Origin of the sequence: Nocardia sp. NPDC050378, assembly GCF_040655675.1 — a bacterium.
Classification (GTDB): domain Bacteria; phylum Actinomycetota; class Actinomycetes; order Mycobacteriales; family Mycobacteriaceae; genus Nocardia; species Nocardia coubleae.
Genome location: NZ_JBFAKI010000022.1, coordinates 1 through 22,224 on the forward strand (window position 1 = coordinate 1; position 22,224 = coordinate 22,224).

Annotated in this window: 26 protein-coding genes, 1 pseudogene and 1 riboswitch; of the genes and pseudogenes, 16 read left to right on the plus strand and 11 right to left on the minus strand. The window is 68.3% G+C overall.

Annotated features, from left to right (window positions below; genetic code table 11):
• Positions 1–265 precede the first annotated feature (265 nt).
• From AB0I35_RS29470 to AB0I35_RS29490, 5 genes are all read left to right on the plus strand, one after another.
• Complete coding sequence (locus AB0I35_RS29470) at positions 266–877, plus strand: FHA domain-containing protein (protein WP_357399590.1); 612 nt, start codon at positions 266–268, stop codon at positions 875–877.
• A 157-nt stretch (positions 878–1,034) separates the two neighbouring features.
• On the plus strand, positions 1,035–1,592 hold the full coding sequence (locus tag AB0I35_RS29475; protein WP_357399591.1) for an anthrone oxygenase family protein: 558 nt from the start codon (positions 1,035–1,037) through the stop codon (positions 1,590–1,592).
• Between the two features lie 76 nt (positions 1,593–1,668).
• A complete protein-coding gene (locus AB0I35_RS29480; RefSeq protein ID WP_357399592.1) occupies positions 1,669–2,604 on the plus strand; it encodes a lipase in 936 nt (311 codons plus the stop codon).
• A gap of 267 nt (positions 2,605–2,871) precedes the next feature.
• Positions 2,872–5,439 carry an ATP-dependent Clp protease ATP-binding subunit gene (locus AB0I35_RS29485; RefSeq protein WP_067495751.1) on the plus strand — a complete coding sequence of 856 codons (2,568 nt, stop codon included), beginning with the start codon at positions 2,872–2,874 and terminating at the stop codon, positions 5,437–5,439.
• A 276-nt stretch (positions 5,440–5,715) separates the two neighbouring features.
• The gene (locus AB0I35_RS29490) at positions 5,716–6,045 is read left to right on the plus strand and encodes a hypothetical protein (protein ID WP_357399593.1); all 330 of its coding nucleotides are present in this window, start codon (positions 5,716–5,718) and stop codon (positions 6,043–6,045) included.
• Positions 6,046–6,063: 18 nt separating this feature from the next.
• On the opposite strand, the gene AB0I35_RS29495 is transcribed toward AB0I35_RS29490, so the two are convergent.
• Both AB0I35_RS29495 and AB0I35_RS29500 read right to left on the minus strand, forming a co-directional pair.
• Complete coding sequence (locus tag AB0I35_RS29495) at positions 6,064–6,723, minus strand: response regulator transcription factor (RefSeq protein WP_357399594.1); 660 nt, start codon at positions 6,721–6,723, stop codon at positions 6,064–6,066.
• Positions 6,720–7,940, minus strand: coding sequence for a histidine kinase (locus AB0I35_RS29500; RefSeq protein WP_357399595.1), 1,221 nt, complete (start codon positions 7,938–7,940; stop codon positions 6,720–6,722). Before AB0I35_RS29500 ends, AB0I35_RS29495 begins: the two co-directional genes overlap by 4 nt.
• Before the next feature lie 146 nt (positions 7,941–8,086).
• Here AB0I35_RS29500 and AB0I35_RS29505 point away from each other — a divergent pair, with 146 nt between their 5' ends.
• Both AB0I35_RS29505 and AB0I35_RS29510 read left to right on the plus strand, forming a co-directional pair.
• Positions 8,087–8,980, plus strand: coding sequence for an ABC transporter ATP-binding protein (locus AB0I35_RS29505; RefSeq protein WP_357399596.1), 894 nt, complete (start codon positions 8,087–8,089; stop codon positions 8,978–8,980).
• Positions 8,977–9,837 carry an ABC transporter permease gene (locus tag AB0I35_RS29510; protein ID WP_357399597.1) on the plus strand — a complete coding sequence of 287 codons (861 nt, stop codon included), beginning with the start codon at positions 8,977–8,979 and terminating at the stop codon, positions 9,835–9,837. Before AB0I35_RS29505 ends, AB0I35_RS29510 begins: the two co-directional genes overlap by 4 nt.
• A gap of 7 nt (positions 9,838–9,844) precedes the next feature.
• Here AB0I35_RS29510 and AB0I35_RS29515 read toward each other — a convergent pair whose 3' ends face one another.
• Positions 9,845–10,297: a DUF4240 domain-containing protein gene (locus tag AB0I35_RS29515; RefSeq protein ID WP_357399598.1), complete on the minus strand. Its 453-nt coding sequence runs from the start codon at positions 10,295–10,297 to the stop codon at positions 9,845–9,847.
• Positions 10,298–10,334: 37 nt separating this feature from the next.
• A complete protein-coding gene (locus AB0I35_RS29520; protein WP_357399599.1) occupies positions 10,335–10,931 on the minus strand; it encodes a helix-turn-helix domain-containing protein in 597 nt (198 codons plus the stop codon).
• Between the two features lie 103 nt (positions 10,932–11,034).
• Between AB0I35_RS29520 and AB0I35_RS29525 the strand changes: the two genes are divergently transcribed.
• The 4 genes from AB0I35_RS29525 to AB0I35_RS29540 are packed head-to-tail and all read left to right on the plus strand — an operon-like array spanning position 11,035 to position 12,997.
• On the plus strand, positions 11,035–11,688 hold the full coding sequence (locus AB0I35_RS29525) for an NAD(P)H-dependent oxidoreductase (protein WP_357399600.1): 654 nt from the start codon (positions 11,035–11,037) through the stop codon (positions 11,686–11,688).
• Positions 11,685–12,005 (plus strand): multidrug efflux SMR transporter, encoded by a 321-nt coding sequence (locus tag AB0I35_RS29530; RefSeq protein ID WP_357399601.1) that lies wholly within the window; start codon positions 11,685–11,687, stop codon positions 12,003–12,005. The genes AB0I35_RS29525 and AB0I35_RS29530 overlap by 4 nt, the downstream gene beginning before the upstream one ends.
• A gap of 55 nt (positions 12,006–12,060) precedes the next feature.
• Positions 12,061–12,507 (plus strand): SRPBCC domain-containing protein, encoded by a 447-nt coding sequence (locus AB0I35_RS29535; RefSeq protein WP_357399602.1) that lies wholly within the window; start codon positions 12,061–12,063, stop codon positions 12,505–12,507.
• Between the two features lie 52 nt (positions 12,508–12,559).
• Positions 12,560–12,997 carry an OsmC family peroxiredoxin gene (locus AB0I35_RS29540; protein WP_067495675.1) on the plus strand — a complete coding sequence of 146 codons (438 nt, stop codon included), beginning with the start codon at positions 12,560–12,562 and terminating at the stop codon, positions 12,995–12,997.
• Positions 12,998–13,001: 4 nt separating this feature from the next.
• Here AB0I35_RS29540 and AB0I35_RS29545 read toward each other — a convergent pair whose 3' ends face one another.
• The 4 genes from AB0I35_RS29545 to AB0I35_RS29560 all read right to left on the minus strand — a co-directional run bounded on the left by AB0I35_RS29545 (position 13,002) and on the right by AB0I35_RS29560 (position 14,985).
• Positions 13,002–13,454: a hypothetical protein gene (locus tag AB0I35_RS29545; RefSeq protein WP_357399603.1), complete on the minus strand. Its 453-nt coding sequence runs from the start codon at positions 13,452–13,454 to the stop codon at positions 13,002–13,004.
• A 36-nt stretch (positions 13,455–13,490) separates the two neighbouring features.
• On the minus strand, positions 13,491–14,261 hold the full coding sequence (locus AB0I35_RS29550; RefSeq protein WP_357399604.1) for a CbtA family protein: 771 nt from the start codon (positions 14,259–14,261) through the stop codon (positions 13,491–13,493).
• Entirely contained in the window at positions 14,252–14,452 is a 201-nt protein-coding gene (locus tag AB0I35_RS29555) for a CbtB-domain containing protein (RefSeq protein WP_067977397.1), read from the minus strand. Before AB0I35_RS29555 ends, AB0I35_RS29550 begins: the two co-directional genes overlap by 10 nt.
• A gap of 33 nt (positions 14,453–14,485) precedes the next feature.
• Positions 14,486–14,635, minus strand: a riboswitch (cobalamin riboswitch).
• A gap of 26 nt (positions 14,636–14,661) precedes the next feature.
• The gene (locus AB0I35_RS29560; protein WP_357399605.1) at positions 14,662–14,985 is read right to left on the minus strand and encodes an antibiotic biosynthesis monooxygenase; all 324 of its coding nucleotides are present in this window, start codon (positions 14,983–14,985) and stop codon (positions 14,662–14,664) included.
• Between the two features lie 115 nt (positions 14,986–15,100).
• Between AB0I35_RS29560 and AB0I35_RS29565 the strand changes: the two genes are divergently transcribed.
• Positions 15,101–15,835, plus strand: coding sequence for an alpha/beta hydrolase (locus AB0I35_RS29565; RefSeq protein ID WP_357399606.1), 735 nt, complete (start codon positions 15,101–15,103; stop codon positions 15,833–15,835).
• Positions 15,836–15,845: 10 nt separating this feature from the next.
• On the opposite strand, the gene AB0I35_RS29570 is transcribed toward AB0I35_RS29565, so the two are convergent.
• Positions 15,846–16,715, minus strand: a complete 870-nt coding sequence (locus tag AB0I35_RS29570; RefSeq protein WP_357399607.1) for an A/G-specific adenine glycosylase — start codon at positions 16,713–16,715, stop codon at positions 15,846–15,848.
• 90 nt (positions 16,716–16,805) lie between these two features.
• Here AB0I35_RS29570 and AB0I35_RS29575 point away from each other — a divergent pair, with 90 nt between their 5' ends.
• Together AB0I35_RS29575 and AB0I35_RS29580 are read left to right on the plus strand one after the other, a co-directional pair.
• Positions 16,806–17,429 (plus strand): carbonic anhydrase, encoded by a 624-nt coding sequence (locus AB0I35_RS29575; RefSeq protein WP_357399608.1) that lies wholly within the window; start codon positions 16,806–16,808, stop codon positions 17,427–17,429.
• Positions 17,430–17,500: 71 nt separating this feature from the next.
• A complete protein-coding gene (locus AB0I35_RS29580) occupies positions 17,501–18,172 on the plus strand; it encodes a hypothetical protein (protein WP_357399609.1) in 672 nt (223 codons plus the stop codon).
• Between the two features lie 146 nt (positions 18,173–18,318).
• Here AB0I35_RS29580 and radA read toward each other — a convergent pair whose 3' ends face one another.
• Positions 18,319–19,719: a DNA repair protein RadA gene (radA, locus tag AB0I35_RS29585; RefSeq protein ID WP_357399610.1), complete on the minus strand. Its 1,401-nt coding sequence runs from the start codon at positions 19,717–19,719 to the stop codon at positions 18,319–18,321.
• Between the two features lie 79 nt (positions 19,720–19,798).
• Positions 19,799–20,500 carry a hypothetical protein gene (locus AB0I35_RS29590; RefSeq protein WP_357399611.1) on the minus strand — a complete coding sequence of 234 codons (702 nt, stop codon included), beginning with the start codon at positions 20,498–20,500 and terminating at the stop codon, positions 19,799–19,801.
• Between the two features lie 352 nt (positions 20,501–20,852).
• On the opposite strand from AB0I35_RS29590, the gene carD reads away from it, so the two are divergent.
• The gene (gene carD / locus AB0I35_RS29595) at positions 20,853–21,341 is read left to right on the plus strand and encodes an RNA polymerase-binding transcription factor CarD (protein WP_019044685.1); all 489 of its coding nucleotides are present in this window, start codon (positions 20,853–20,855) and stop codon (positions 21,339–21,341) included.
• A 1-nt stretch (position 21,342) separates the two neighbouring features.
• Positions 21,343–22,023 (plus strand): annotated as a pseudogene (gene ispD, locus AB0I35_RS29600) (2-C-methyl-D-erythritol 4-phosphate cytidylyltransferase); the annotation flags it as partial.
• Positions 22,024–22,224 lie beyond the last annotated feature (201 nt).

Genomic DNA, 22,224 nt, shown 5'->3' on the forward strand with positions numbered 1-22,224 from the left:
TACCATTTCGACCCGCTCGAGCCCGGGGAATCAGGCACCGTTGCTTGCTCCTTCGTCGCCTACGCAACGGCGCCTGATCGTCGGGACGGCCGCCGACCGCCGCTTCGCGGCGTCCCCTCCTCGGGGTCGGGGAGTGGGGGCTGGGAATGCGGTAGGGGTGCGGGTTCTGGGCGCTTTTTCAGGTCGTTGTCCGGGGCGGGGGCGCGGTCTGGAAAGATAGACTGATGGTTGTGCGCAAGGTGTTTCGAGTCTCGGGAGATGTGCGGTGAGCTCCTTTCTTCGGTACACCGACAACACTGGGCGCCAGCATGAATTGCCCCTGGACCCCGCGCGGCAGCGGATCACCATCGGGCGCAATGTTCAGGCCGATCTCGTGCTCGGCTGGGATGCCGAGGTGTCCCGGTTGCATGCCGCGGTCGAACACCTCGGTGCGCACTGGACGATCATCGACGACGGTCTGTCGCGCAACGGGACGTTCGTCAACGGTGAGCGGTTGGTCGGCAGGCGCAGGCTGAGCCCGGGTGACCGCATTCGCGTCGGCACCACGCTGGTGCATTTCTTCGATTTCGGTGGTGTCGTCGACGACGCCACGCATACCGCCTCCGGTTCCATCCCCACCATGCGTTCGCTGACCGAAACCCAGCGCGCGGTGCTGATCGCCCTGTGCCGTCCGTACAAGCACGGCACCGGATTCGCGACGCCCGCGTCGAACCAGCAGATCGCCGAGGAACTCTTCCTGTCGATCGACGCGATCAAAACTCACCTGCGTGCCCTGTTCGCGAAGTTCGGGGTGGAGAATCTGCCGCAGAATCAGAAGCGCACCCGGCTCGCCGCCCTCGCGATGCAGAGCGGAATGATCTCCGATCACGAGCTCTGACATCGCGGCCTGCGCCGCGGGTTCTCGAGACGGCTGCGAACCGAGCGTCTGACGCAGGTGGCCGAGCGCCTGAACCATGTCGGTGGCGGTAGGGACGCGGTTGACTAGTTCCTGTCACCGGAGTGCGGCTCCGGATTCGAGTCAGGAGTTGGTTCCCATGTCGGCCATTCGTTTGTCCTCGCTGGTTCTCGCGATGCTCAGCACCGGCCTCGTCGCAGGCGTGTTCTACGCCTACGCGATCTCGGTGATGCCCGCCCTGACGCGTACCGGAGACCGCACGCTGATCGAGATCATGCAGAAGATCAACGTGGTGATCATCAACCCGTGGTTCATGTTCGGCTTCCTCGGGACGGTCGGTTTCACCGCGCTCGCGGCCGCGCTGCACCTGGGCGGCGATCACCGTGCCACGCTGATCTGGATCGGAATCGCGTTGGTGCTCAACGTGATCGCGTTCGCGGTCACCGCCGGGCAGAACGTGCCGCTCAACGACGCCCTCGCCGCGGCGGGCGACCCGGCGACACTGGCCGACCCCGTTTCGGTGCGCGCCGATTTCGAGGCGGCGTGGGTGCGCTGGAACATCCTGCGGGCAGTGCTGCACACGGCGGCGTTCCTTGTGCTGTGCGGTGCGCTGTTCGTGGCGGGGGTGCAGCAGGGCAAGTCGAACGCCGCCGCCCCGCTCTCGGGGCAGACCGTTTCGCCAGCGGTGGTGCGCTGAATCGCACCGTAGTGCCGCGCGAAGGCTGGAACGTGTTCCATGATGACTGGAACACGTTCCAGTCAGGGGTGGTTCCATGCGAAGTAAGTCGATGCTCGTTCTCGCTGTCGCGATGCTGCTCGGTCTCGTGGGGGCAGGTGGCGCGGCCGCCGACCCCTACCCGGTCGACTACAACTTCTTCGCGGGCATCGCGCCCGAGCTGACGAACCCGGGCGGCGCGCTACCCGGGGCGAACGACCCGGATTGCGTTCCCACCCCGGAACATCCGAATCCGGTCGTCCTGCTGCACGGCACCGGCGGTGGGGCACAGACGAATTGGGGCGTGTACGTCCCGCTGCTGGCCAACGAGGGCTATTGCGTGTTCACCCTCACCTACGGCGCGTACGAGCTGCCCTGGCCCGTCTCGGCCATCGGCGGGATGCGCCCCGTCGAGCAGAGTGCGGCGGAAGTGTCGGCCTTCGTCGACGGTGTCCTCGCGCGGACCGGCGCCGAACGGGTCGATCTGGTCGCCCACTCGCAGGGCAATATCGTCGGCAACTACTACCTCAAGCGGCTCGGCGGCGGGGAAAAGGTCGGCACGCTGGTCGGGATCGCGCCGCCCTGGCTCGGGACCAATGCGTTCGGCGCGGGCGATATCGCCCACTTCAGCCGGGCGCTCGGCGCGGGACCGGTCTTCGACGCCGCCACCGGCTCGTTGTGTCAGGCGTGCGCGCAGATGTTCAGCGGTTCGCCGTTCATGACCGCGCTCAATGCCGACGGGGTGTACGACCCGCGCGTCACCTACGTCAATATCGTCACGGTCCTCGACGAGCTCGTCGTGCCGCACACCTCCGGCCTGGTGCCCGGCCCGAACGCCACCTCGGTCGTCGTGCAGGACGGCTGCGCCCAGGACTGGTCCGAGCACATGGCCATCGCGGGCAGTCCGCGTGCCGCCGGTCACGTCCTCAACGCCCTCGATCCGGCCAGGCAGGCGCCCGTGCCGTGCGAGTTCGTGCCCCCGTTCACCGGCTGACGGCGATTTCGCTGTAGGCAAAACTGGAACGGAAACGAATGCCGCGACGTGCGCGTTGTGAGTGAATGGCCAAGTTGTCACCGGTCCCCAATAGGGTGGAGCGGAGACGGCGGAATCCCCGGCCAACTAGAGTGGATGGTGGGGGCCGCAACCCCCGGGCTTCATGGCAGGCTGACGGCGACAGTTGTCGCCTCCGGCGCCCAAGGTTGTACCGAGCACACAGCGGCGTCTGTTGCCAGAATGTCGGAGCAGGAGAGTGAGGGAGCGATGTTCGAGAGGTTCACCGACCGCGCGAGGCGTGTCGTTGTCCTGGCCCAAGAAGAGGCCCGGATGCTCAACCACAACTACATCGGCACCGAGCACATCCTGCTTGGGTTGATCCACGAGGGCGAGGGCGTGGCGGCGAAGTCGCTGGAGTCCCTTGGCATCTCGCTGGAGGGTGTGCGCAGCCAGGTCGAGGAGATCATCGGGCAGGGCCAGCAGGCGCCGTCCGGTCACATCCCCTTCACCCCGCGTGCGAAAAAGGTGCTGGAACTGAGTCTGCGCGAGGCGCTGCAGCTCGGTCACAACTACATCGGCACCGAGCACATCCTGCTCGGCCTCATCCGCGAGGGTGAGGGCGTCGCGGCCCAGGTGCTCGTCAAGCTGGGCGCCGACCTGAACCGGGTCCGTCAGCAGGTCATCCAGCTGCTGTCCGGGTACCAGGGCAAGGAGCCCGTCGAGGGCACCGGCTCGCGCGGTGAGGCGGGTACGCCGTCCACCTCGCTGGTGCTCGACCAGTTCGGGCGCAACCTCACGCAGGCGGCGCTGGAAGGCAAGCTCGACCCCGTCATCGGCCGCTCGAAGGAAATCGAGCGCGTCATGCAGGTGCTGAGCCGCCGCACCAAGAACAACCCGGTGCTGATCGGCGAGCCCGGTGTCGGTAAGACCGCCGTCGTCGAGGGCCTGGCGCAGGCCATCGTCAACGGCGAGGTCCCTGAGACCCTCAAGGACAAGCAGCTCTACACCCTCGACCTGGGTTCCCTTGTCGCGGGCAGCCGCTACCGCGGTGACTTCGAAGAGCGCCTCAAGAAGGTGCTCAAGGAGATCAACACCCGCGGCGACATCATCCTGTTCATCGACGAGCTGCACACGCTCGTCGGCGCGGGTGCTGCCGAAGGCGCGATCGACGCGGCCTCGATCCTGAAGCCGAAGCTGGCCCGTGGCGAGCTGCAGACCATCGGCGCGACCACCCTCGACGAGTACCGCAAGTACATCGAGAAGGACGCCGCCCTGGAACGCCGTTTCCAGCCGGTGCAGGTGGGCGAGCCGACCGTCGAGCACACCATCAACATCCTCAAGGGTCTGCGCGACCGCTACGAGGCGCACCACCGGGTCTCCATCACCGATGGCGCTCTCGTGGCCGCCGCGACGCTGGCCGATCGCTACATCAACGACCGGTTCCTCCCGGACAAGGCGATCGACCTCATCGACGAGGCGGGCGCGCGCATGCGCATCCGCCGGATGACCGCGCCGCCGGACCTGCGCGAGTTCGACGACAAGATCGCCGACGCCCGCCGCGAGAAGGAAAGCGCGATCGACGCGCAGGACTTCGAGAAGGCCGCGCGTCTGCGCGACAAGGAGAAGCAGCTCGTCGCCAAGCGCGCCGAGCGGGAGAAGCAGTGGCGTTCGGGCGACCTGGACGTGGTGGCCGAGGTCGACGACGAGCAGATCGCGGAGGTGCTGGCCAACTGGACCGGTATCCCCGTCTTCAAGCTCACCGAGGAGGAGACCACCCGTCTGCTCCGTATGGAGGACGAGCTGCACAAGCGGATCATCGGCCAGGAGGATGCCGTCAAGGCCGTCTCCAAGGCGATCCGCCGCACTCGCGCCGGCCTGAAGGATCCGAAGCGCCCGTCCGGTTCGTTCATCTTCGCCGGTCCGTCCGGTGTCGGTAAGACCGAGCTGTCCAAGGCGCTGGCGAACTTCCTGTTCGGCGACGACGACGCGCTCATCCAGATCGACATGGGCGAGTTCCACGACCGCTTCACCGCCTCGCGCCTGTTCGGTGCCCCTCCCGGGTACGTGGGTTACGAGGAGGGCGGCCAGCTCACCGAGAAGGTGCGGCGCAAGCCGTTCTCGGTGGTGCTGTTCGACGAGATCGAGAAGGCGCACCAGGAGATCTACAACACCCTCCTGCAGGTGCTCGAGGACGGCCGCCTCACCGACGGTCAGGGTCGTACGGTCGACTTCAAGAACACCGTGCTGATCTTCACCTCGAACCTTGGCACCTCCGACATCTCCAAGGCCGTCGGCCTGGGCTTCACCCAGTCCAACGCCGAGGGCTCGAACTACGAGCGGATGAAGCTCAAGGTCAACGACGAGCTGAAGAAGCACTTCCGCCCCGAGTTCCTCAACCGCATCGACGACGTGATCGTCTTCCACCAGCTCACCAGCGAGCAGATCGTGCAGATGGTGGACCTGATGATCAACCGTGTCGCCAAGGCGCTGAAGAACAAGGACATGGCGATCGAGCTCACCGACCAGGCCAAGAGCCTGCTCGCCAAGCGCGGTTTCGACCCGGTCCTGGGTGCCCGTCCGCTGCGTCGCACGATCCAGCGCGAGATCGAGGACCAGCTGTCGGAGAAGATCCTCTTCGGCGAGATCGGCGCCGGCCAGACCATCACGGTCGACGTGGAGAACTGGGACGGCGAAGGCCAGGGCGAAGACGCCAAGTTCACCTTCACCGGCAAGACGAAGCTGACCAAGGCCCCCACGGGCGACGACAAGCCCGAGGTCGTCCTCACCGGAGCAGCCGAGGGCACCGCCCCCGACACCGCCGCCTCCGGCGAGTAACCAGCTGAACGAAAAACCCACCTTCTGAACTCAGAAGGTGGGTTTTTTCGTTGGTAGAGCCGCTTTTCACGGCCTCCGGGAGGTGAATTCGCGGCGTACCGTGGGTTGGGCCAGTCCACACGACACGGGGGTGTTCACACGCATGACCGATTCCGATCGCACGCTCATCGCTGTTCTGCTCGACCGTTCCGGTTCGATGCAGACGCCGTCGGCAAACTCGTCACCAGCGTCGGTGAGGAGCTCGCGGCCCGCCCCGAGCACGAGCGGCCCGGCACGGTGATCGTCGTCGTCCTCACCGACGGCCACGAGAACTCCAGCCGCGAATGGACGCACGCGGCGGTCAAATCCCTGATCACCCAGCAACAGGAGGTCTACAACTGGACCTTCGTCTTCCTCGGCGCCAACATGGACGCCGTCGAAGTAGGCTCCGACCTCGGCTTCGACCCCGGCTCCTCCATCACCTACGCCCCCGTCGCAGGCGGCGTGCGCGGCGCCTTCGACGCCCTCTCGGCCTACTCGGCCCGAGCCCAGGCCGCCCCCGCCGGAATGGCCCGACGCGCCCACTTCTCCGAGGACGAACGCCGCCGAGCGGGTACGGACAGCTGACCCGAAGGCGCGCTCCGGCTACTGCCAGCCGGGGCGGACGAGGCCGGATTCGTAGGCGAGGACGACGAGTTGGGTGCGGTCGCGGGCGGCGAGTTTGGTGAGGATGCGGCTCACGTGGGTGCGGGCGGTGGCGGGGCTGAGGTAGAGGCGGGCGGCGATCTCGGCGTTGGTGAGGCTCTCGGCCACCAGGGTGAGGACCTCGCGTTCGCGGTCGGTGAGGTCGGCGAGGGCGAGCGGGGGTGGTTGTTTGGCGTGGGTGGCGAATTCGGTGAGCAGGCGGCGGGTGACGCCGGGGGAAAGCAGGGCCTCGCCCGCCGCGACGACCCGGACGGCGCGGAGCAGGTCGGCGGGTTCGGTGTGTTTCACCAGGAAACCCGAGGCGCCGGCGCGGATCGCCTCGAAGACGTATTCGTCGAGTTCGAAGGTGGTGAGCACGACGACGCGCACGTCGGCGAGCTGCGCGTCGTCGGCGATCATGCGGGTGGCGGCCAACCCGTCGAGGACGGGCATGCGGATGTCCATCAGCACGACCGATGGCACCAGCGCGCGCGTCATCCGCACGGCCTGCTCGCCGTTCTCGGCCTCGCCGACCACCTCGATGTCGTCCTGGGCATCGAGCAGCGCGACGAACCCGCCGCGCACCAGCGCCTGATCGTCGGCGACCAGCACCCGGATCATGTCTCTGCTCCGGCCGGCCGGGAGGGCAACCGCGCGGCCACCCGGAACCCGCCGGACGGCCGGGGTCCGGCGGTGAGCGCCCCGCCGAGCGCATGCGCCCGTTCCCGCATGCCGATGATCCCGTTGCCGCCGATCCCGCTGCGCACGGCGGTACCGGTCGGGCGGGTGTTGTCGACGGTGATGTCGACCGTTTCGGGCGTGTAGCGCAGGGTGATCATCGCCGTGGACCCCGGCGCGTGCCGCACCACATTCGTCAGCGATTCCTGGATGATCCTGGCGGCGGCCACGTCGATCACGCTCGGCAGCTTCTTGGGGGTGCCGATGACCTTGGTGTCGACGGGCAGACCGGTCGCTCTGGTTCGTCGCAACAGGGTGTCGAGGTCGTCGAGCGTCGGTGCCGGAGCGCGCGGCGCGGGTGCCGGAACCGGCTCGGCCGCAGGGGTTTCGGGGTACTCGGGAGCGACGGGTGCGCCGCTGCGGATCGCGTGCAGCAGCGTGTGCACCTCGGTCAGTGCTTCTTTGGAGGTGGTCTTGATCGTGGCCAGCGCGGCGGCGGCCTGCTGTGGTTTGCGGTCGAACAGTTCCAGCGCCACCGAGGACTGCACATTGATCAGCGAAAGGCTGTGTGCCAGTACATCATGCAACTCGCGGGCGATGGCGAGCCGTTCCTCGGACGCGGCCCGCGCCTGCTGTGCCTGTTCATCGCGTTGCGCCGCCTCGGCCCGCTCCCGGCGCGCGAGCACCACCGTGCGCCGCTGACGGATTCCCTCGGCGATCCCGACCAGTACACCCAGCCAGGCCAGCAGGCCGAAGACCTGCCAGGCGTCGACATCGCGGCCGAGCAGGGCGGGCAGCGGCCACACCATCGTCAGGTAGCCGACGACGACCAACGGGTAGGTGCGCCAGCGCGATCCGTGGACGGCAGCCGTGAGGAACGCGATGATGAGCGAAAGGAAGATCGGCCCGTACCCGTAGTCGCGCAGCACGTAGGACACGGCGGCGAGCAGGGCCACCACCAGCACCGGCTCGGGGAGCAACCGCCGGAAGCCGAGCGCGATCGGCCCGGCCAGCAGCAGCAGGTACGCGAACGCGTCGAGCGAACGCACCCCGGTCTGCTGCGCGTTCGCCCCGGAACTGCCTGCCAGCTGCACTATCGCGACCACCACCGCCAGCCCCCAGTCCCGGACGGCCGCGTCACGCTCCCACTTCGCTCCCACCCACGCAACCCTATTGCGTCACCCCGGCAGAAGCGTCGGCCTACGCACGTATTTTTGCCGTAGCCCCGCGTACCTCGCGCGACGTAGGCCCGATCGAGCCGCGCGACGGATGCGCGGGCACCCCTTCGGCGCGGATCGTCTTTCGCATGAACGAATCAATCGTGGTCACCACCGGGTTGACCAAACGCTATGGCGAACACCTCGCGGTCGATGCGGTGAGTATGCGGGTCAGGACCGGGGAGATCTACGGCTTCCTCGGCCCCAACGGCGCGGGCAAGACGACGACCCTGCGCATGCTGACCGGCCTGGTCCGGCCGAGCGCGGGCAGCGCGACGGTCCACGGCAGCGCCCCCGGCGACCCGGAGGTGCTGCGCCGGGTCGGGGTACTGATCGAGGGCCCGGGCTTCTACCCGTACCTGTCGGGTCGCGACAACCTGCGCGTTCTCGCCCGCTATCGCGGACTCGGCGACCGCGAGGTCACTCAGGCGCTGGCCCGCGTCGACCTCACCACCCGCGCCGACGACCGCTTCCGCACCTATTCCCTCGGTATGAAGCAGCGCCTCGGTGTCGGTGCGGCCCTGCTCGGCGATCCCGATCTGCTCGTCCTCGACGAGCCGACCAACGGTCTCGACCCGGCCGGTCTGGCCGAAATGCGTTCGCTCATCGTCGATCTCGCGGCAGACGGCCACACCGTGTTGCTGTCGAGTCATCAGCTCGCCGAGGTGCAGGAAATCTGCCACCGGGTCGGGGTGATCTCCGGTGGGCGTCTGCTCGCCGAATCGACGGTCGCCGAATTGCGCGGCACCGCATCGCTACTCGTCCGCGCCGAACCGGTGGATGTAGCCGTCGAGGCGGTCCGCGCGCTGTCCGGCGCGCCGGTGCGAGCGGGCGCCGAGGGCATTCGGATAGAGACGACGGCCGCGATGGCGCCTGCTGTGGCGCGAGCTGTCGTGCAGGCGGGTGCGGACCTGCTCGAGCTGCGCGTCGACGAGAAATCCCTGGAAGAAGTCTTCTTCGAGCTGACGGAGGTCGCGAAATGACCAGCATGACAGGAGATCTCACGGCGAGTATCAGGGCGGAGGGTCTGCGTCTTCGGCGCTGGCCCGCCTTCTGGATCGTGCTCGGCACATGGATCCTGCTGAATCTGACCTTCGCCTACCTGTTCGACTACCTGGCCTACCGCTCCGGTGAGAGCGGCTCCATGTCCGACGGCTTGCCGCGCGATGTGCTGCTCGGCCGGCTCGTGCCGACCGCCGTACCCGAAGTATTCACCCAGGGTATGGCGATGTTCGGCGGTGCGCTGATGCTTGTTCTCGGCGCGCTGGCGGTGGGTAGTGGGTACGGCTGGGGGACGTGGAAGACCGTGTTCACCCAGGGGCCGGGCCGGGCGAACGCGGTCGGTGGGTTGCTGCTGAGCCTACTGGTGACGGTAGTCGTCCTGGTGTGTGCCGCGTTCGTCGTCGACCTCGGTGTCGCGTCCCTCATCGCGGTGACGGAAGGTCAGCCGGTCACATTGCCCGCACTCGACCGATCTCTTCTCGGAATCCTCACCGGCACAGCCATTCTGAGTATGTGGACCGCAGCGGGAGCCTTCATCGGCGCCCTCGCCCGCGGTCCCGCTCTCGCTGTCGGGCTCGGCCTGATCTGGGTTCTCGTCGTCGAGAACCTGCTGCGCGGGGTCGCGGGGATATTCGGCCCCATCGAAGCGGTCACCGATCTGCTTCCCGGCACCGCCGCGGGCTCACTGGCAGGGGCGATGCGCACGGTGGAAGGCCCAGCGACGCCTGGTGTCCTCGACATCCTGACCCGTGGCGAGTCCCTCGTCGTCCTCGCGGTCTACGTGACGATCTTCGCGACGGGAACCATCTGGCTCACCGCCCGCCGCGACCTCACCTGACCCCGATTCAGGACCACCCGGCCGGATTCGACGCCGTCTCCCTGGAGATTCCCGAATTCCGGTCGGGGAAGCTCCCGAACCGGTCCTTGTGCAGGTGGGCGAAGAAGTAGCCCATCTGCCCACATTCGCCGTGGGATCGCACGGCCCCCGGATCGGCCACAGCCGCGCGGTAGTAGTCGCGACCCAGCGCGACGACGAAGCCGCGGCGATAGAGGAACCCGTCGTCGGACCCCCCGATCACCGCGTGGATATCGGCACGGTCGATGTCGTAGAGCGCGCGCTCGGCCACGCGGTCCAGCGCAGTGAGCTCCTCGCTGGTGAAATCAGCACTGAGCGCGCGTAATTCGGCGAGGAACTGGTCGAGCCGACCCTCGGTTCGTGGCGCGCCGCAGGCATCCCAGGCGGATTCGATCATGGCCCAGAACCGGTCGACTTCGGCGTCGGTAGGCAGTGTCCTCACCCGCGTGACGGTAGCCGTAGCCACCGACACATCGCGCTTACCCGCCCCCGAGCAGCCGGTGAGCGAGGACCGACAGACCCGCGGTGATCTGCTCCGGGGACAAGCCGCGTTCGCGTTGCTGAAGGTAGACCTCGGCCGCCACGGGGGCCAGGACGGTATCGATCAGCGAATCGGGCTGGGGGATACCGGCTTCGACGAGCAGGGCCCGGACGTGCAGTGCCCAGAACCCGTAGGCGCCGGTGGCGAAGCGGGCTCCGCCGGTTTCGGCGCCGAGTACCAGATGGGCGTGGGCGCTGAGCAATTCGATCATGGCGGCATAGAACGCGGCGAGCCGCTCGGCGGGGGGAGCGCCGGGGCCGAGTGGGGGTTCGCCGCGCAGGAGCTGTTCCTGGACGGCACGTTCGTGTTCGTCGAGCAGGGCGACGGCGATGGCATTGCGGTCGGGGTAGCGGCGGTAGAGGGTGCCCCGGCCGACGCCCGCGGCCTTGGCGATGTCGTCCATGGTGACGGTGCGCGGGTCGCGGGTGGCGAAGAGGTCGGCCGCCGCGGCGAGCACTTTGGCGCGGTTGCGGGCGGCGTCGGTGCGTTCGGGTGGTGGTGCCGTGCCGGTGAGCAGATCGGATCGAGGCTCCATGGGGTCGACTCTAACCGAGATCCAGAAATATGGACAAGGTGTCCACTTGTGTTCTAGCCTTGGGTCAAGCGGACACAACGTCCGGTTATCGAAAGGTTCGACCATGACGCACCTGCTGCACCTCGACGCCAGTGCCAGGACTACTTCCCTCAGCCGCAGGCTCGGCGCGGAATTCGCGCGGGCCTGGCGTGCGGCGGCCCCCGAGGGCGCCTACACCTACCGCGACCTCGCCACCGACCCCGCGCCGTTCATCGACGAGGGCTGGACCGAGCTGTGTGATGCCGTCCTCGCGGCGGGCAGCACCGACCTCGATCGTCTGCCCGATCTCGCCGTCACCCCCGCCGCCCGCGCCGCGTGGCGCACCGTCGAACCCCTGCTCGCGCAATTGCTGGCCGCCGACGTGATCCTCATCGGCACACCGATGTACAACTACTCGATCCCCGCCACGCTCAAGGCCTGGCTCGATCAGGTGACTTTTCCGCGGATGTCGCTGGGGCACAGGCGCTTCGTCGTCGTCTCCGCACGCGGCGGCGCCTACTCGCCCGGCGCGCCGAAGGCCGCCTTCGACTATCAGGAGCGCTATCTGCGCGACTTCTTCGCGGGCCATTACGCCGTCACCGATACCGTTTTCGTCAATGCCGAACTGGCCAACGCGGTCTCGGACCCCAACCTCGCCCACCTGCGTACCGAGCACGAGGCCTCACTCGACGCCGCGATCGCCGAAGTACGCGTGCTCGCAAAGGACTACGCGCGATGAACTGGGTCTTGCTCGGCGTGGCCGGCCTGGTCGAAATCGCCTGGTCGCAGACCATCAAACCCACCGAGAACTTCACCAGGTTCGGCCCGACCCTGCTGTGCATCGCGCTCGGCTCGCTGGCGGTCTACCTGCTCTCGCGCGCCATGCAGACCCTTCCGGTCGGGACGGCGTACGCGGTGTTCACCGGGATCGGCGCGCTCGGGGCGATCGGTCTCGGCGTGCTCGTGCACAAGGACCCGCTCAGCGCGGGCCGGGTCTTGGCCCTGACGCTGATTCTCGGTGGCATCGTGCTCGCGCGCGTCACCAACCCCGAGTGACGCTGTGGCACACCCGATGCGGGCTCGGTGGGCACTTGACCGGTAGGGTCGGCTGATGGACCAGCCAGTTCGCCCCCCGGACCTGTCCACTCGGCCCCACGAGCTCACCGTCGAGCGAGTCATGAAGGCCCAGCCGAGCCTGCTGTACGCGGCTTGGACCCAAGGCCTCGACCTGTGGCTGGCCGTCCCCGGATCGGTTCTGATGCGACCCGCCGTGAACGAGCCCCTCTATTTCGACACCGGCTCGGCCGAGAAACGCAACCCGCACTACGGCCGCATCCTCGCGCTCGAGCCGAACCGCCGGATCGAGTTCACCTGGGTCACCGCCGCGACCGAAGGGGTGGAGACCGTGGTCGCCGCCGAGTTCCTGAAACAGCCACGCGGCATCAGGTTGCGGTTGCGGCACTCCGGTTTCGCCACCGCCGCCATCCGCGACCTGCATCAGCAGGTGTGGCCGGAGAAGCTGGAACGCCTCGACGAAGTGACGAGTATCCCGGTCTGAGCTCACGTAGGTTCGGTGTCGAACACACACTCTGGCTAACGAAAGGAACGTGATGGCGACTCGTAGCGCACGCACACTCTGGGCAGGCGGGCTGCAGGACGGCTCCGGGCAGGTCGAGCTGGTCAGCTCCGGCGTCGGCAAGTACGACGTGACCTTCCCCCGCCGCGCGGCCGACAACGCCGAGGGCACCAGCCCCGAAGAGCTCATCGCGGCCGCGCATTCGTCGTGCTACTCGATGGCGCTCTCGGCCGAGATCGCCAACGTCGGCGGCACGCCGGAGAGCCTCGACGTCACCGCCGACGTGACCCTCGGCCCCGACCCCGCGGGCGGTTTCCGGATCAGCAAGATCAAGCTGACCGTGCGCGCCGTCGCCTCCGGGATCGACGCCGAGGGCTTCTACACCGCGGCGACCGCGGCCAAGAACGGCTGCCCGGTGAGCAAGGCGCTCGCCGGTGTCGCCGAGGTGGAACTGGACGCCGAACTCATCTGAACACTCACCGCTGGGTGAACCAGCGGTGCGCTGCCGGGGTGTACATCGCCGGAATCGCGATCACCACCGCGAGGATGTGCACCGCCCGGCAGGCGACGAGGACAGCCGAATCGGGCGCGAGCTCACCGAACAGGGCGCCGAAGTCGTCGGTGGACAGCAGTACCGCCAGCGGTTCGATGATGAGCGAGACCAGCCCGATCATCCCGATACCGACGGTGAGCAGGGCCCGCGACACCCGGCTGCCGTTGGCCATGTGCATCGCGACCCCGAGCACCACCAGGTAGATGGCCAGCCGGGGCAGCAGACCCGTTGCGGTGGCGCCGAATTCGGTCCCACCGCGTCCGGCGCGCAGCAGTCCCTCGGCGACCCCGGCGGCCAGCGCGGTGACCAGCCCGGCGAAGGCCACGCGCACCGCCCCCGGACGGGCGACGGAAACAGAGAAGGCAGTGTCGGTCATGATGCCGACACTGCCCTCTCGTGGTACTCACGAGGATCACCCGGAGGTAGCGACCTCGCGTGCTACCGGAGTGCTACGCGCGCTGGACCATTCGGTGAGCGCGGCGAACACCAGTCCCAAAGCCGCCCAGAGGGTGGCGGTTTCGGCCAGTGACGCCACCCGGAACTGCCACAGCAGCGTCGCCGGGAAGTCGTCGGACACCTCGTTCACGCCCGGCAGCAGCACGTAACCGACCGTGGTGACCAGCACGAACGCGGCTACCGCGGCAACGAGCCGGAACGAGTCGAGCTGCCCGGCCAGCGCGCGATAGGCCGCGACGGCCGCCGCGACCGCGAGCAGGCCGAGCACGACAACGGCCACCCACAGCCAGGTGCGCTGATCGATGGTTTCCGGGTCGCCGACCGCCGGTGGATTGGCCGGGTACTTGAAGAACGGCACCGCGACGATCGCCGCCCACGCGAAACCCGCTGTGGTCAGCGACAATCGGGGCCCGCTCAGCGCGGTAAAGCGGCGAGCCACGTGCACAACGGCGGCGAAGATCGCCCCGAACGCCATTCCGGCCAGGGCGAGCGCGAGAAACTGACCCGCCTGCTGCCCAGATCGGCTGACCAGCGGTTCTTCGTCGTGCGCCTGGTCCTCGACGGTCCCGTGCGAATGCCCGCCGGACCCGGCCTCCTCGATGGCGATGGCCGCCTCGATATGGGGTTCGCCGATGAAATAGCCCACTGTCGCGGCCAGCAGGCCGGCGATCAGACCGGCCAGCAGGCCACGTAACAGCAGGGTTTTGAAGGATCCGGTCAGTGGCACGGGACACCGAGCAGGTGACGTCCGTCGTGCATCAGCTCGTGCAGGAACATCCCGCTACGCGAGACGGCCCCCTGGTCGAAACCGACCAGGTACAGCGTGAGCAGTGCGAGAAGAACGACACCGGCCGTGACCAGCACGGTAGCCAGGGTGTCGAGGCCGGTAGACCGGCTGGGTGAATGCGCGATAGCCATTCGGGTCCTCCTCCGGGATGCGCGTCCCGCGATCGAAGCGATAGGCGAGGGTGCCGATGTCTGGCTGTCCGCACCGGAATCCGGCACGGAATACAGTGGCGCGACCGCTCCGGAATCTCACCGGATTACCGCGCACCCTCGCGTAATTTCCCTCGAACTGTGACAGCCGCTGCCAGCGCGCGTCAATACATCCAGGGGAAACGCCCGGATCAGGACTTCGCGGGCACGTCCAGCACGACCTCGAACTCGAGCAGCGACGCACCGGTCGACACCGGCTTGGGCCGCTCGCCGTCGGCACCGTGACCGGCGTGCGCCGTGCGGGCCGGGCCGTCACGCCACGCGGCGAACGACTCCTCCGAATCCCACTGCGTCACCACGAAGTACCGGTTGTCACCGGCTACCGGGCGCAGCAACTGGAAGCCGAGGAACCCGGGCGAGTTCTCCACCGCGTGAGCACGCGCGGCGAACCGCTTCTCCAGCTCCGGGCCCGCGCCCTCGGGAATCTCGATCGCATTGATCTTCACAACAGCCATGAGCTCAGTCTATGGCGGCCGGCGCCGCGGGCCGGGTGCTCCTTCGTCGCACCCCTCCGATCAGTCCGGCTCGAGGCGGCCGAAAACCGATGCTCGAGCTGGCACAATCGGCTGGGTGTTGTACGACGAAGGTGGGGTCGGGGTGCCGATTCTGCTGTTGCACGGGCTGATGGGGAGTGCGCGTACCTGGTCGGATCAGGTGCCGTGGTTGCGCGCGCTCGGACATGTGTACACCTTCGATGCCGCAGGTCACGGCCGCGTTCCGCCCGCGGAGCTCACTACCGAGGCGTTCGTCGCTGACCTCGCCGAGCACACGGCGGCGATCACCGAACCGATGATCGTGATCGGGCATTCGATGGGTGCGCTGCACGGGTGGGTGTTCGCGGCGGCCCACCCCGACCGGGTCCGCGCGATCGTCGTCGAGGACATCGCACCGGACTTCACCGGCCGCACCGCTGCGCACTGGGCCGAACTCATCCACTCCTGGCCGCAACCCTTCCCCGACGCCCGGGCCGTGCTCGACTATTTCGGGCCGGTGGCCGGGCGGTACTTCCTGCGGGCGTTCACCGACTCGGGCGGCTACCGGTTGCACGGCGAGGTCGACACCTTCCGCGCGATTTCCGAGGAATGGGGAACGCGCGACTTCTGGGACGAATGGAAATCGCTGCGCGTGCCCGCCTTGCTCATCGAGGGCGAGCACACCATCACCCCGGCGGGGCAGATGCGGACGATGGCCGAGGTGCATCCGGACGCGGAGTACGTGCGAGTCCTCGGGGCGGGGCACCTGATTCACGATGAGCGGCCCGAGGAATACCGCGCGCACGTCGAACGGTTTCTGGCACGGGTTTGAGTGCCGGGTCTCAGGCTCCCTCGCCGGCCAGGGCGAACAGGCCGTCCTCGGTCTGCTCGACGAGCCCGTCGACCAGCAGGGAATCCAAGGCGCGGGCGCGCTGACCCGGGTCGCGCGCCCAGGCCATGTCCAGCCGCACCCGCTCGACCGGACCCGACGCATCACGCAACACGTCGAGCAGCCTGCCGCGCGCCTGGCGATCGGTGCCCTCGTACTTCTGCACCTTGCGCACCACCTCGGCGGCCGGCCTGCCCGCGTCGACCCAGGCGCAGCGCGGCAGCGGGCAGTTGCCGCAGTCGGGGTTGCGAGCCGTGCAGACCAGCGCGCCCAGTTCCATCAGCGCCGCCGAGAACTTCGCCGCCCGCGGCACCGAGACGGGCAGCAGCGCCTCGGTTTCGGCGAGGTCGCGCGAGGACGGGTTACCGGGTTCACGGCCGTGTACCGCTCGCGCCACCACGCGGCGAACGTTGGTGTCCACCACCGGAACTCGCTGCCCGTACGCGAAACACGCCACCGCCCGCGCGGTGTATGCGCCGATACCCGGCAGGCCGAGCAGGACGTCGACATCGGCGGGAACCACGTCGCCGTGCTCGGCGGCCAGCACCCGCGCGCACTCGTGCAACCGCAGCGCCCGGCGCGGATAACCGAGCTTGCCCCACGCCCGCAGCACCTCGGCCTGTGACGACGCCGCCATCGCCGAGGGCACCGGCCAGCGCGCCACCCACTCCCGCCAGATCGGCTCCACCCGGACCACGGGTGTCTGCTGCAGCATGATCTCGCTCATCAGGATGTGCCAGGCGGTCGCCTCCGGCCGCCGCCACGGCAGGTCGCGCGCCCGCTCGGCGAACCAATCCAGCAGGACCTCGGCGTCGATACTCACTGTTTCCGTTCCATCTCTGCCAGGCCGACTTTGCCGAGGCGTAACAGCGCAGACTCGCTGGTAACCGATAGCGTGTGCACAATGGTCGGTATGCCTGGTTCTAATCCGATAAGTGCCTGGAAGTCGCTGCGCGAGGGCAACGAGCGTTTCGTCAACGACACTCTGCTGCATCCTAGCCAGGGGGCGGCCGACCGAGCCAAGCTCGTGGGCGGACAGAAACCACACGCGATCCTGTTCGGCTGCGGCGATTCACGCGTCGCCGCGGAACTGATCTTCGACCAGGGCCTCGGCGATATGTTCGTGGTGCGCACGGCGGGCCACGTCGTAGATGCCTCGGTGCTCGGTTCGATCGAATACGGCGTCGAGGTGCTCAATGTGCCGCTGATCGTGGTTCTCGGCCACGACAGCTGCGGCGCGGTGAAGGCCACGATCGACGCGCTCGACGGCGGCGCCGTCCCCGGCGGCTTCATCCGCAGCGTGGTCGAGAAGGTGACCCCCTCGATCCTGCTCGGCCGTCGCGAAGGGCTCACGACGGTCGACGACCTCGAGGCCCGGCACGTGGTGGAGACCAGCAAGTTGCTCATGGAGCGCTCGATGATCATCTCCCAGCGCGTCGCCACTGGTCAGTGCGCGATCGCGAGCGTCACCTACCAGTTGTCGGACGGGCGCGCGCACCTGCGCCGGGTGGTCGGCAATATCGGCGAGACGGTCTGAATCGGGCGGTACGCGCCCGACACGCCGAGGTCATCGAGCGCGCCCTCGCGCGCTGCGCTTACCTTTGAAGCGTGCTGGAACCGAATGGACCGCTGCCACCGGAGATCTACTGGCGTCGTCGCGCGCTCGCCATCGGCGTCATCATCGTCGCGCTCGCCATCGTGGTCTGGCTGGTCACGTTGGTGGCGCGCGGTGGTGATTCGTCCGGTTCGAGCGCGGCCGCGTCCTCGACGACGGTCGCGAGCACGCCTCAGATAAGCAGTGCGACCAGTAGCGCGGCGGCGAGCAGTTCGGTGACCAGCACGTCGGCGGCGGCGTCGACCACGTCCGCCGTGCCCGAGCCCGCGGCCCAGCCGTGCAGCGATCAGTCGCTGGCGCTGAAGGTGACGGTCAACCAGCCGACCTACCGGGTGGGTGACCAGCCGGGCTTCGGCACCGTGATCACCAACATCTCCACGGCCGCGTGCTCGCGCGATCTCGGCGCGGGCCCGCAGTTCCTCGTCTTCACCCTCGACGGGCAGCGCAGGCTGTGGGCGAGCAACGACTGCACCCCGGACGGGCCGCCGGAGGTGAAGACCCTGAAGGCGGGCGAACAGCTGTCGTACAAGGGCACCTGGTTCGGCACCACGTCCCAGCCACAATGCGCGGGGGAGCGGTTGCCGGTTCCGGCGGGCGCGTACATGGTTGTCGCACAGCTCGGTTCCATCCGCAGCGCGGCCGAACCGTTCAACCTGGCCGACTGAATACCGTCCGACCGGGCATTATGCGGATGCGCTGTAAATCACATGTCCAAGACGGCTGATTTGCAGAATTCGCAGGACGGACGACCGTGTCAACGGCTGTTACCGCCGAAATGCCGAATTCGACCGGAAAGCGCGGTTTGCCGGAGTTATTCCACGGCCACCGGCTCGCGAGGTGCCCGGGATTTGCGGAGTTCGGCCAAACGCAGCGCCGAACGCAGGTCGCCGACCTCGTGGATGCGCATCGAACCGACCTTGGACTTCTCCGAACCCGGTGGAACCAGGGCGGTGGTGAAGCCCAATCGCTCGGCCTCGGCCAGGCGCCGACCGAGCCCGGTGATCTTGCGGACCTCGCCCGCCAGGCCGACCTCACCGAGGATCACCCAGCCCGCGGGCAGGGCGATATCGGCCTCGGCGCTGGCGATGGCCAGGGCGATGGCGAGGTCGGCGGTCGGCTCGACCAGGCGCATGCCGCCGACAGTCGCCGCGTACACGTCGTGTTTGCCGAGGAATACCCGTCCACGGCTCTGCAGCACCGCGAGCACCATGGCCACCCGGTTGTAGTCCAGGCCGCTCACCGCGCGACGCGGCTGCGGGATCTCGGTCTTCACCGTGAGTCCCTGCACCTCCGCGACCAGCGGACGTTTGCCGTCCATCGCGACTGTCACCGCCGTGCCGGGCACGGCATCGGTGCGGTGATGCAGGAACAAGCCGGACGGATCGTCGACGCAGGCGATGCCGTCCTCGTGCAGTTCGAAACAGCCCACTTCGTCGGCGCTGCCGAAGCGGTTCTTGATGCCGCGCACCATGCGCAGCGAGGAGTTCTTGTCGCCCTCGAACTGCAGCACCACGTCCACCAGGTGCTCGAGCGTGCGCGGACCGGCCACATTGCCGTCCTTGGTGACGTGTCCGACCAGCAGCACCGCGATCCCGCTCGCCTTGGCCAGCGAGGTGAGCGCCGCCGTCACCGCGCGTACCTGGGTGACACCGCCGATCACGCCGTCGACCTCGGGGGCGAGCATCGTCTGCACCGAGTCGACGACCAGCAGCGTCGGGCGCACCTGCTCCACGTGCCCGAGCACGATCGACAGATCCGATTCGGCCGCGAGATACACCCGGTCGTGCACAGCGCCGGTCCGGTCGGCACGCAGGCGCACCTGCCCAGCCGACTCCTCCGCCGTCACATACAGCGCGGTCTCGTCGCGCTGGGCGGCCCACCGGAACGCGACCTCGAGCAGCAGGGTCGACTTGCCGACGCCCGGTTCACCCGACAGCAGCACGACCGATCCCGGCACCACCCCACCGCCGAGCACCCGGTCGAGTTCGCTCACCCCCGTCGACCTGGCCTGGGTGACCTTCGCGTCGATCTGCGACAGCGGCGCCGCGGCCGTGCTCGGCAGCATGGCCCTGCGCCCCGGCGCTGCCGCGGCGGCCGAGACCGCCACCTCGTTCACGGTGCCCCACGCACCGCAATCAGGACATTTGCCGACCCATTTCGACACCTCGTGCGAACACGCGGTGCAACGGAAAACAGCTTTGGTCTTGGCCACACGCGCACCCTACGGATCGGGTCCGACAACAAGAAAAGCCGCCGCGAAAGTTCGCGACGGCTTTTCCCGGCTGCTGGTCTCAGTGACCGCCGCCCGCGCCCTCGGGCGCCGGGCCGGACTTCTCGTTCTCGACGCGCTCGGATGTGGCGGCGTCGACCGGAACGGCCACCTGCACGGTGCCCGCGTCCTTGAAGTTGAAGGTGACCGTGTAGGTCAGGCCGGGGGTGATGTTCTCCGTGAGGCCGGTGATCTCGATGCTCGCCGGCTCGGCAGCGGCATCGCTGGCGCTCGAGTTGCCGCCACCCGGCGCCGTGGTCGGTGCCGCGGTGGTGGTCGGCGCGGCCGTGGTGGTGCCGTGGTGATCGCCGGTCTCGGCCGCGGCGGTGACGCTCGGCGGGCCGACCAGCACGGTCTCCTGCGGCTTCAGCTCGAACTTGCCACCGGCCGGGCCGGTGATCTTGATCGGGCCGAGGTCGGTGCTCACGCTGGTGAGCTCGTCGGTGATGGTCTCGCTGCCGTTGATGATCGACAGGGCGAGGACGGCCTTGCCGCCCTTCTGGTGCTCCGACGCCGCCTCGGGGTACACGATGTGCACGTTGCGCAGCGAGATGTCGCCGACGTCGGCATGGTTGCCGTTGATGGCGGCGTCCTGCGACGAGGTCTGGGTGTGCTGGCCGGCACTGCAGCCGGTCAGGGCGATGCCCGCGGCAGCGGCGAGCGCGGCAACCGTCACCATGCGACGTCGCGCCGACGGGGCGGTCACAGCTTTCAGGGCAGTCACGGTTTGTCCTCCATGTCGACCGGGCTCACTCCGTTCCACACGGGGACCGGAGGGTAGTAACTAGGCAGCGTAGTAGTTCGCTTCGCGCGCGTGGCGTCGGGGCTCGCGACGCGCGGGTACGGAAGTAACAGTTCGGTGTCCCGGACGTGGTTGCCACGTCGATGCCGGACGGCCGAAGTGCGAATACCGGTCGTTGTGCTGGTGGTTAACCTGTTCTGGCGCAACACAATGCACAACAATTCTTGATTGTCAACCCCTGGGATGTCCTCGTTGTGGCCCTGACCTGCACAGTTGATCGCGCCGTTACCGAGTCGCATGTTAAACTGTGAACATCGAAAGGGGCACGGGACACATGATTTTTAAGGTCGGAGACACCGTCGTTTACCCCCACCACGGAGCGGCGCTGATCGAAGCAATCGAGACCCGCACCATCAAGGGTGTGCAGAAAGAGTATCTGGTCCTGAAGGTCGCGCAAGGCGACCTGACCGTTCGCGTTCCCGCAGAAAACGCCGAATACGTCGGCGTGCGCGACGTCGTCGGCCAAGAAGGTCTCGACCGCGTCTTCCAGGTGCTACGCGCGCCACACACGGAGGAGCCGACCAACTGGTCCCGCCGTTACAAGGCCAACCTCGAGAAGCTCGCCTCCGGCGATGTGAACAAGGTGGCCGAGGTCGTCCGCGACCTGTGGCGTCGTGAGCAGGATCGCGGTCTGTCCGCCGGTGAGAAGCGGATGCTGGCCAAGGCGCGTCAGATCCTCGTCGGTGAGCTCGCGCTCGCCGAGGGCACCGACGACGGCAAGGCCGAATCGCTGCTCGACGAGGTCCTCGCCGCGGCCTCGTAGTGTGCGACCTGTCGTAGCACTGGTTCCTGCCGCCGGTCGTGGCGTGCGCCTGGGTGAACCCACCCCGAAGGCGTTCGTCCCGGTCGGCGGTATACCTATGGTCCGGCTGGCCGTCGATGGGTTGATCGCGTCCGGTGCTGTGCACCGGGTGGTCGTGGTCGTACCCGCCGAACTGGTCGACGCCGCGTCCGCCTTGCTGTCCACCACTTCGCTGACCGGCGGTTCGATGCCCCCTGTGCCGGTGCAGGTCGTCGTCGGCGGCGCCGAGCGCACGGATTCGGTGCGCGCGGGCATCGCGGCCGCACCCGACGCCGGGTACTACCTCGTGCACGACGCCGCTCGCGCGCTCACTCCGCCCGAACTCATCGCGCGCGTCGCCACCGAACTACAGGCAGGCAGCCCGGCCGTCGTGCCGGCGCTGCCCGTCGTCGACACCGTGAAATCGGTCGACGACGCGGGCGTTGTCACCGGCACACCCGACCGCGCCCGCCTGCGCGCCGTCCAGACTCCCCAGGGTTTCGACGCCGAGTTGCTGCGCCGCGCCTACGCCACCGACGTCGCCGCGACCGACGACGCGGGCCTGGTCGAACGCCTCGGCGTCGCCGTGCACACCGTCGCGGGCGAGCCACTGGCCTTCAAGATCACCACGCCACTCGACCTGACCCTCGCCGAAGCCGTCCTCGCCCGGCGAAGCGACGCGGCCTCGGCCGACGCCACTGCGTCGCTCGAGTCGGCGCGGGCGACCGAGGCCTCGCCCGCAGACGCACCGACACAGCTCGCGACCGTCGAGTCCGCGCCCGTCGGGGACTCCGCGACTGCCGATTCCGTGCCCGGCGGCGACTTCGCGCAGCTCAGTCGCTCTGCCGACCGGAGCGAGGTCGCG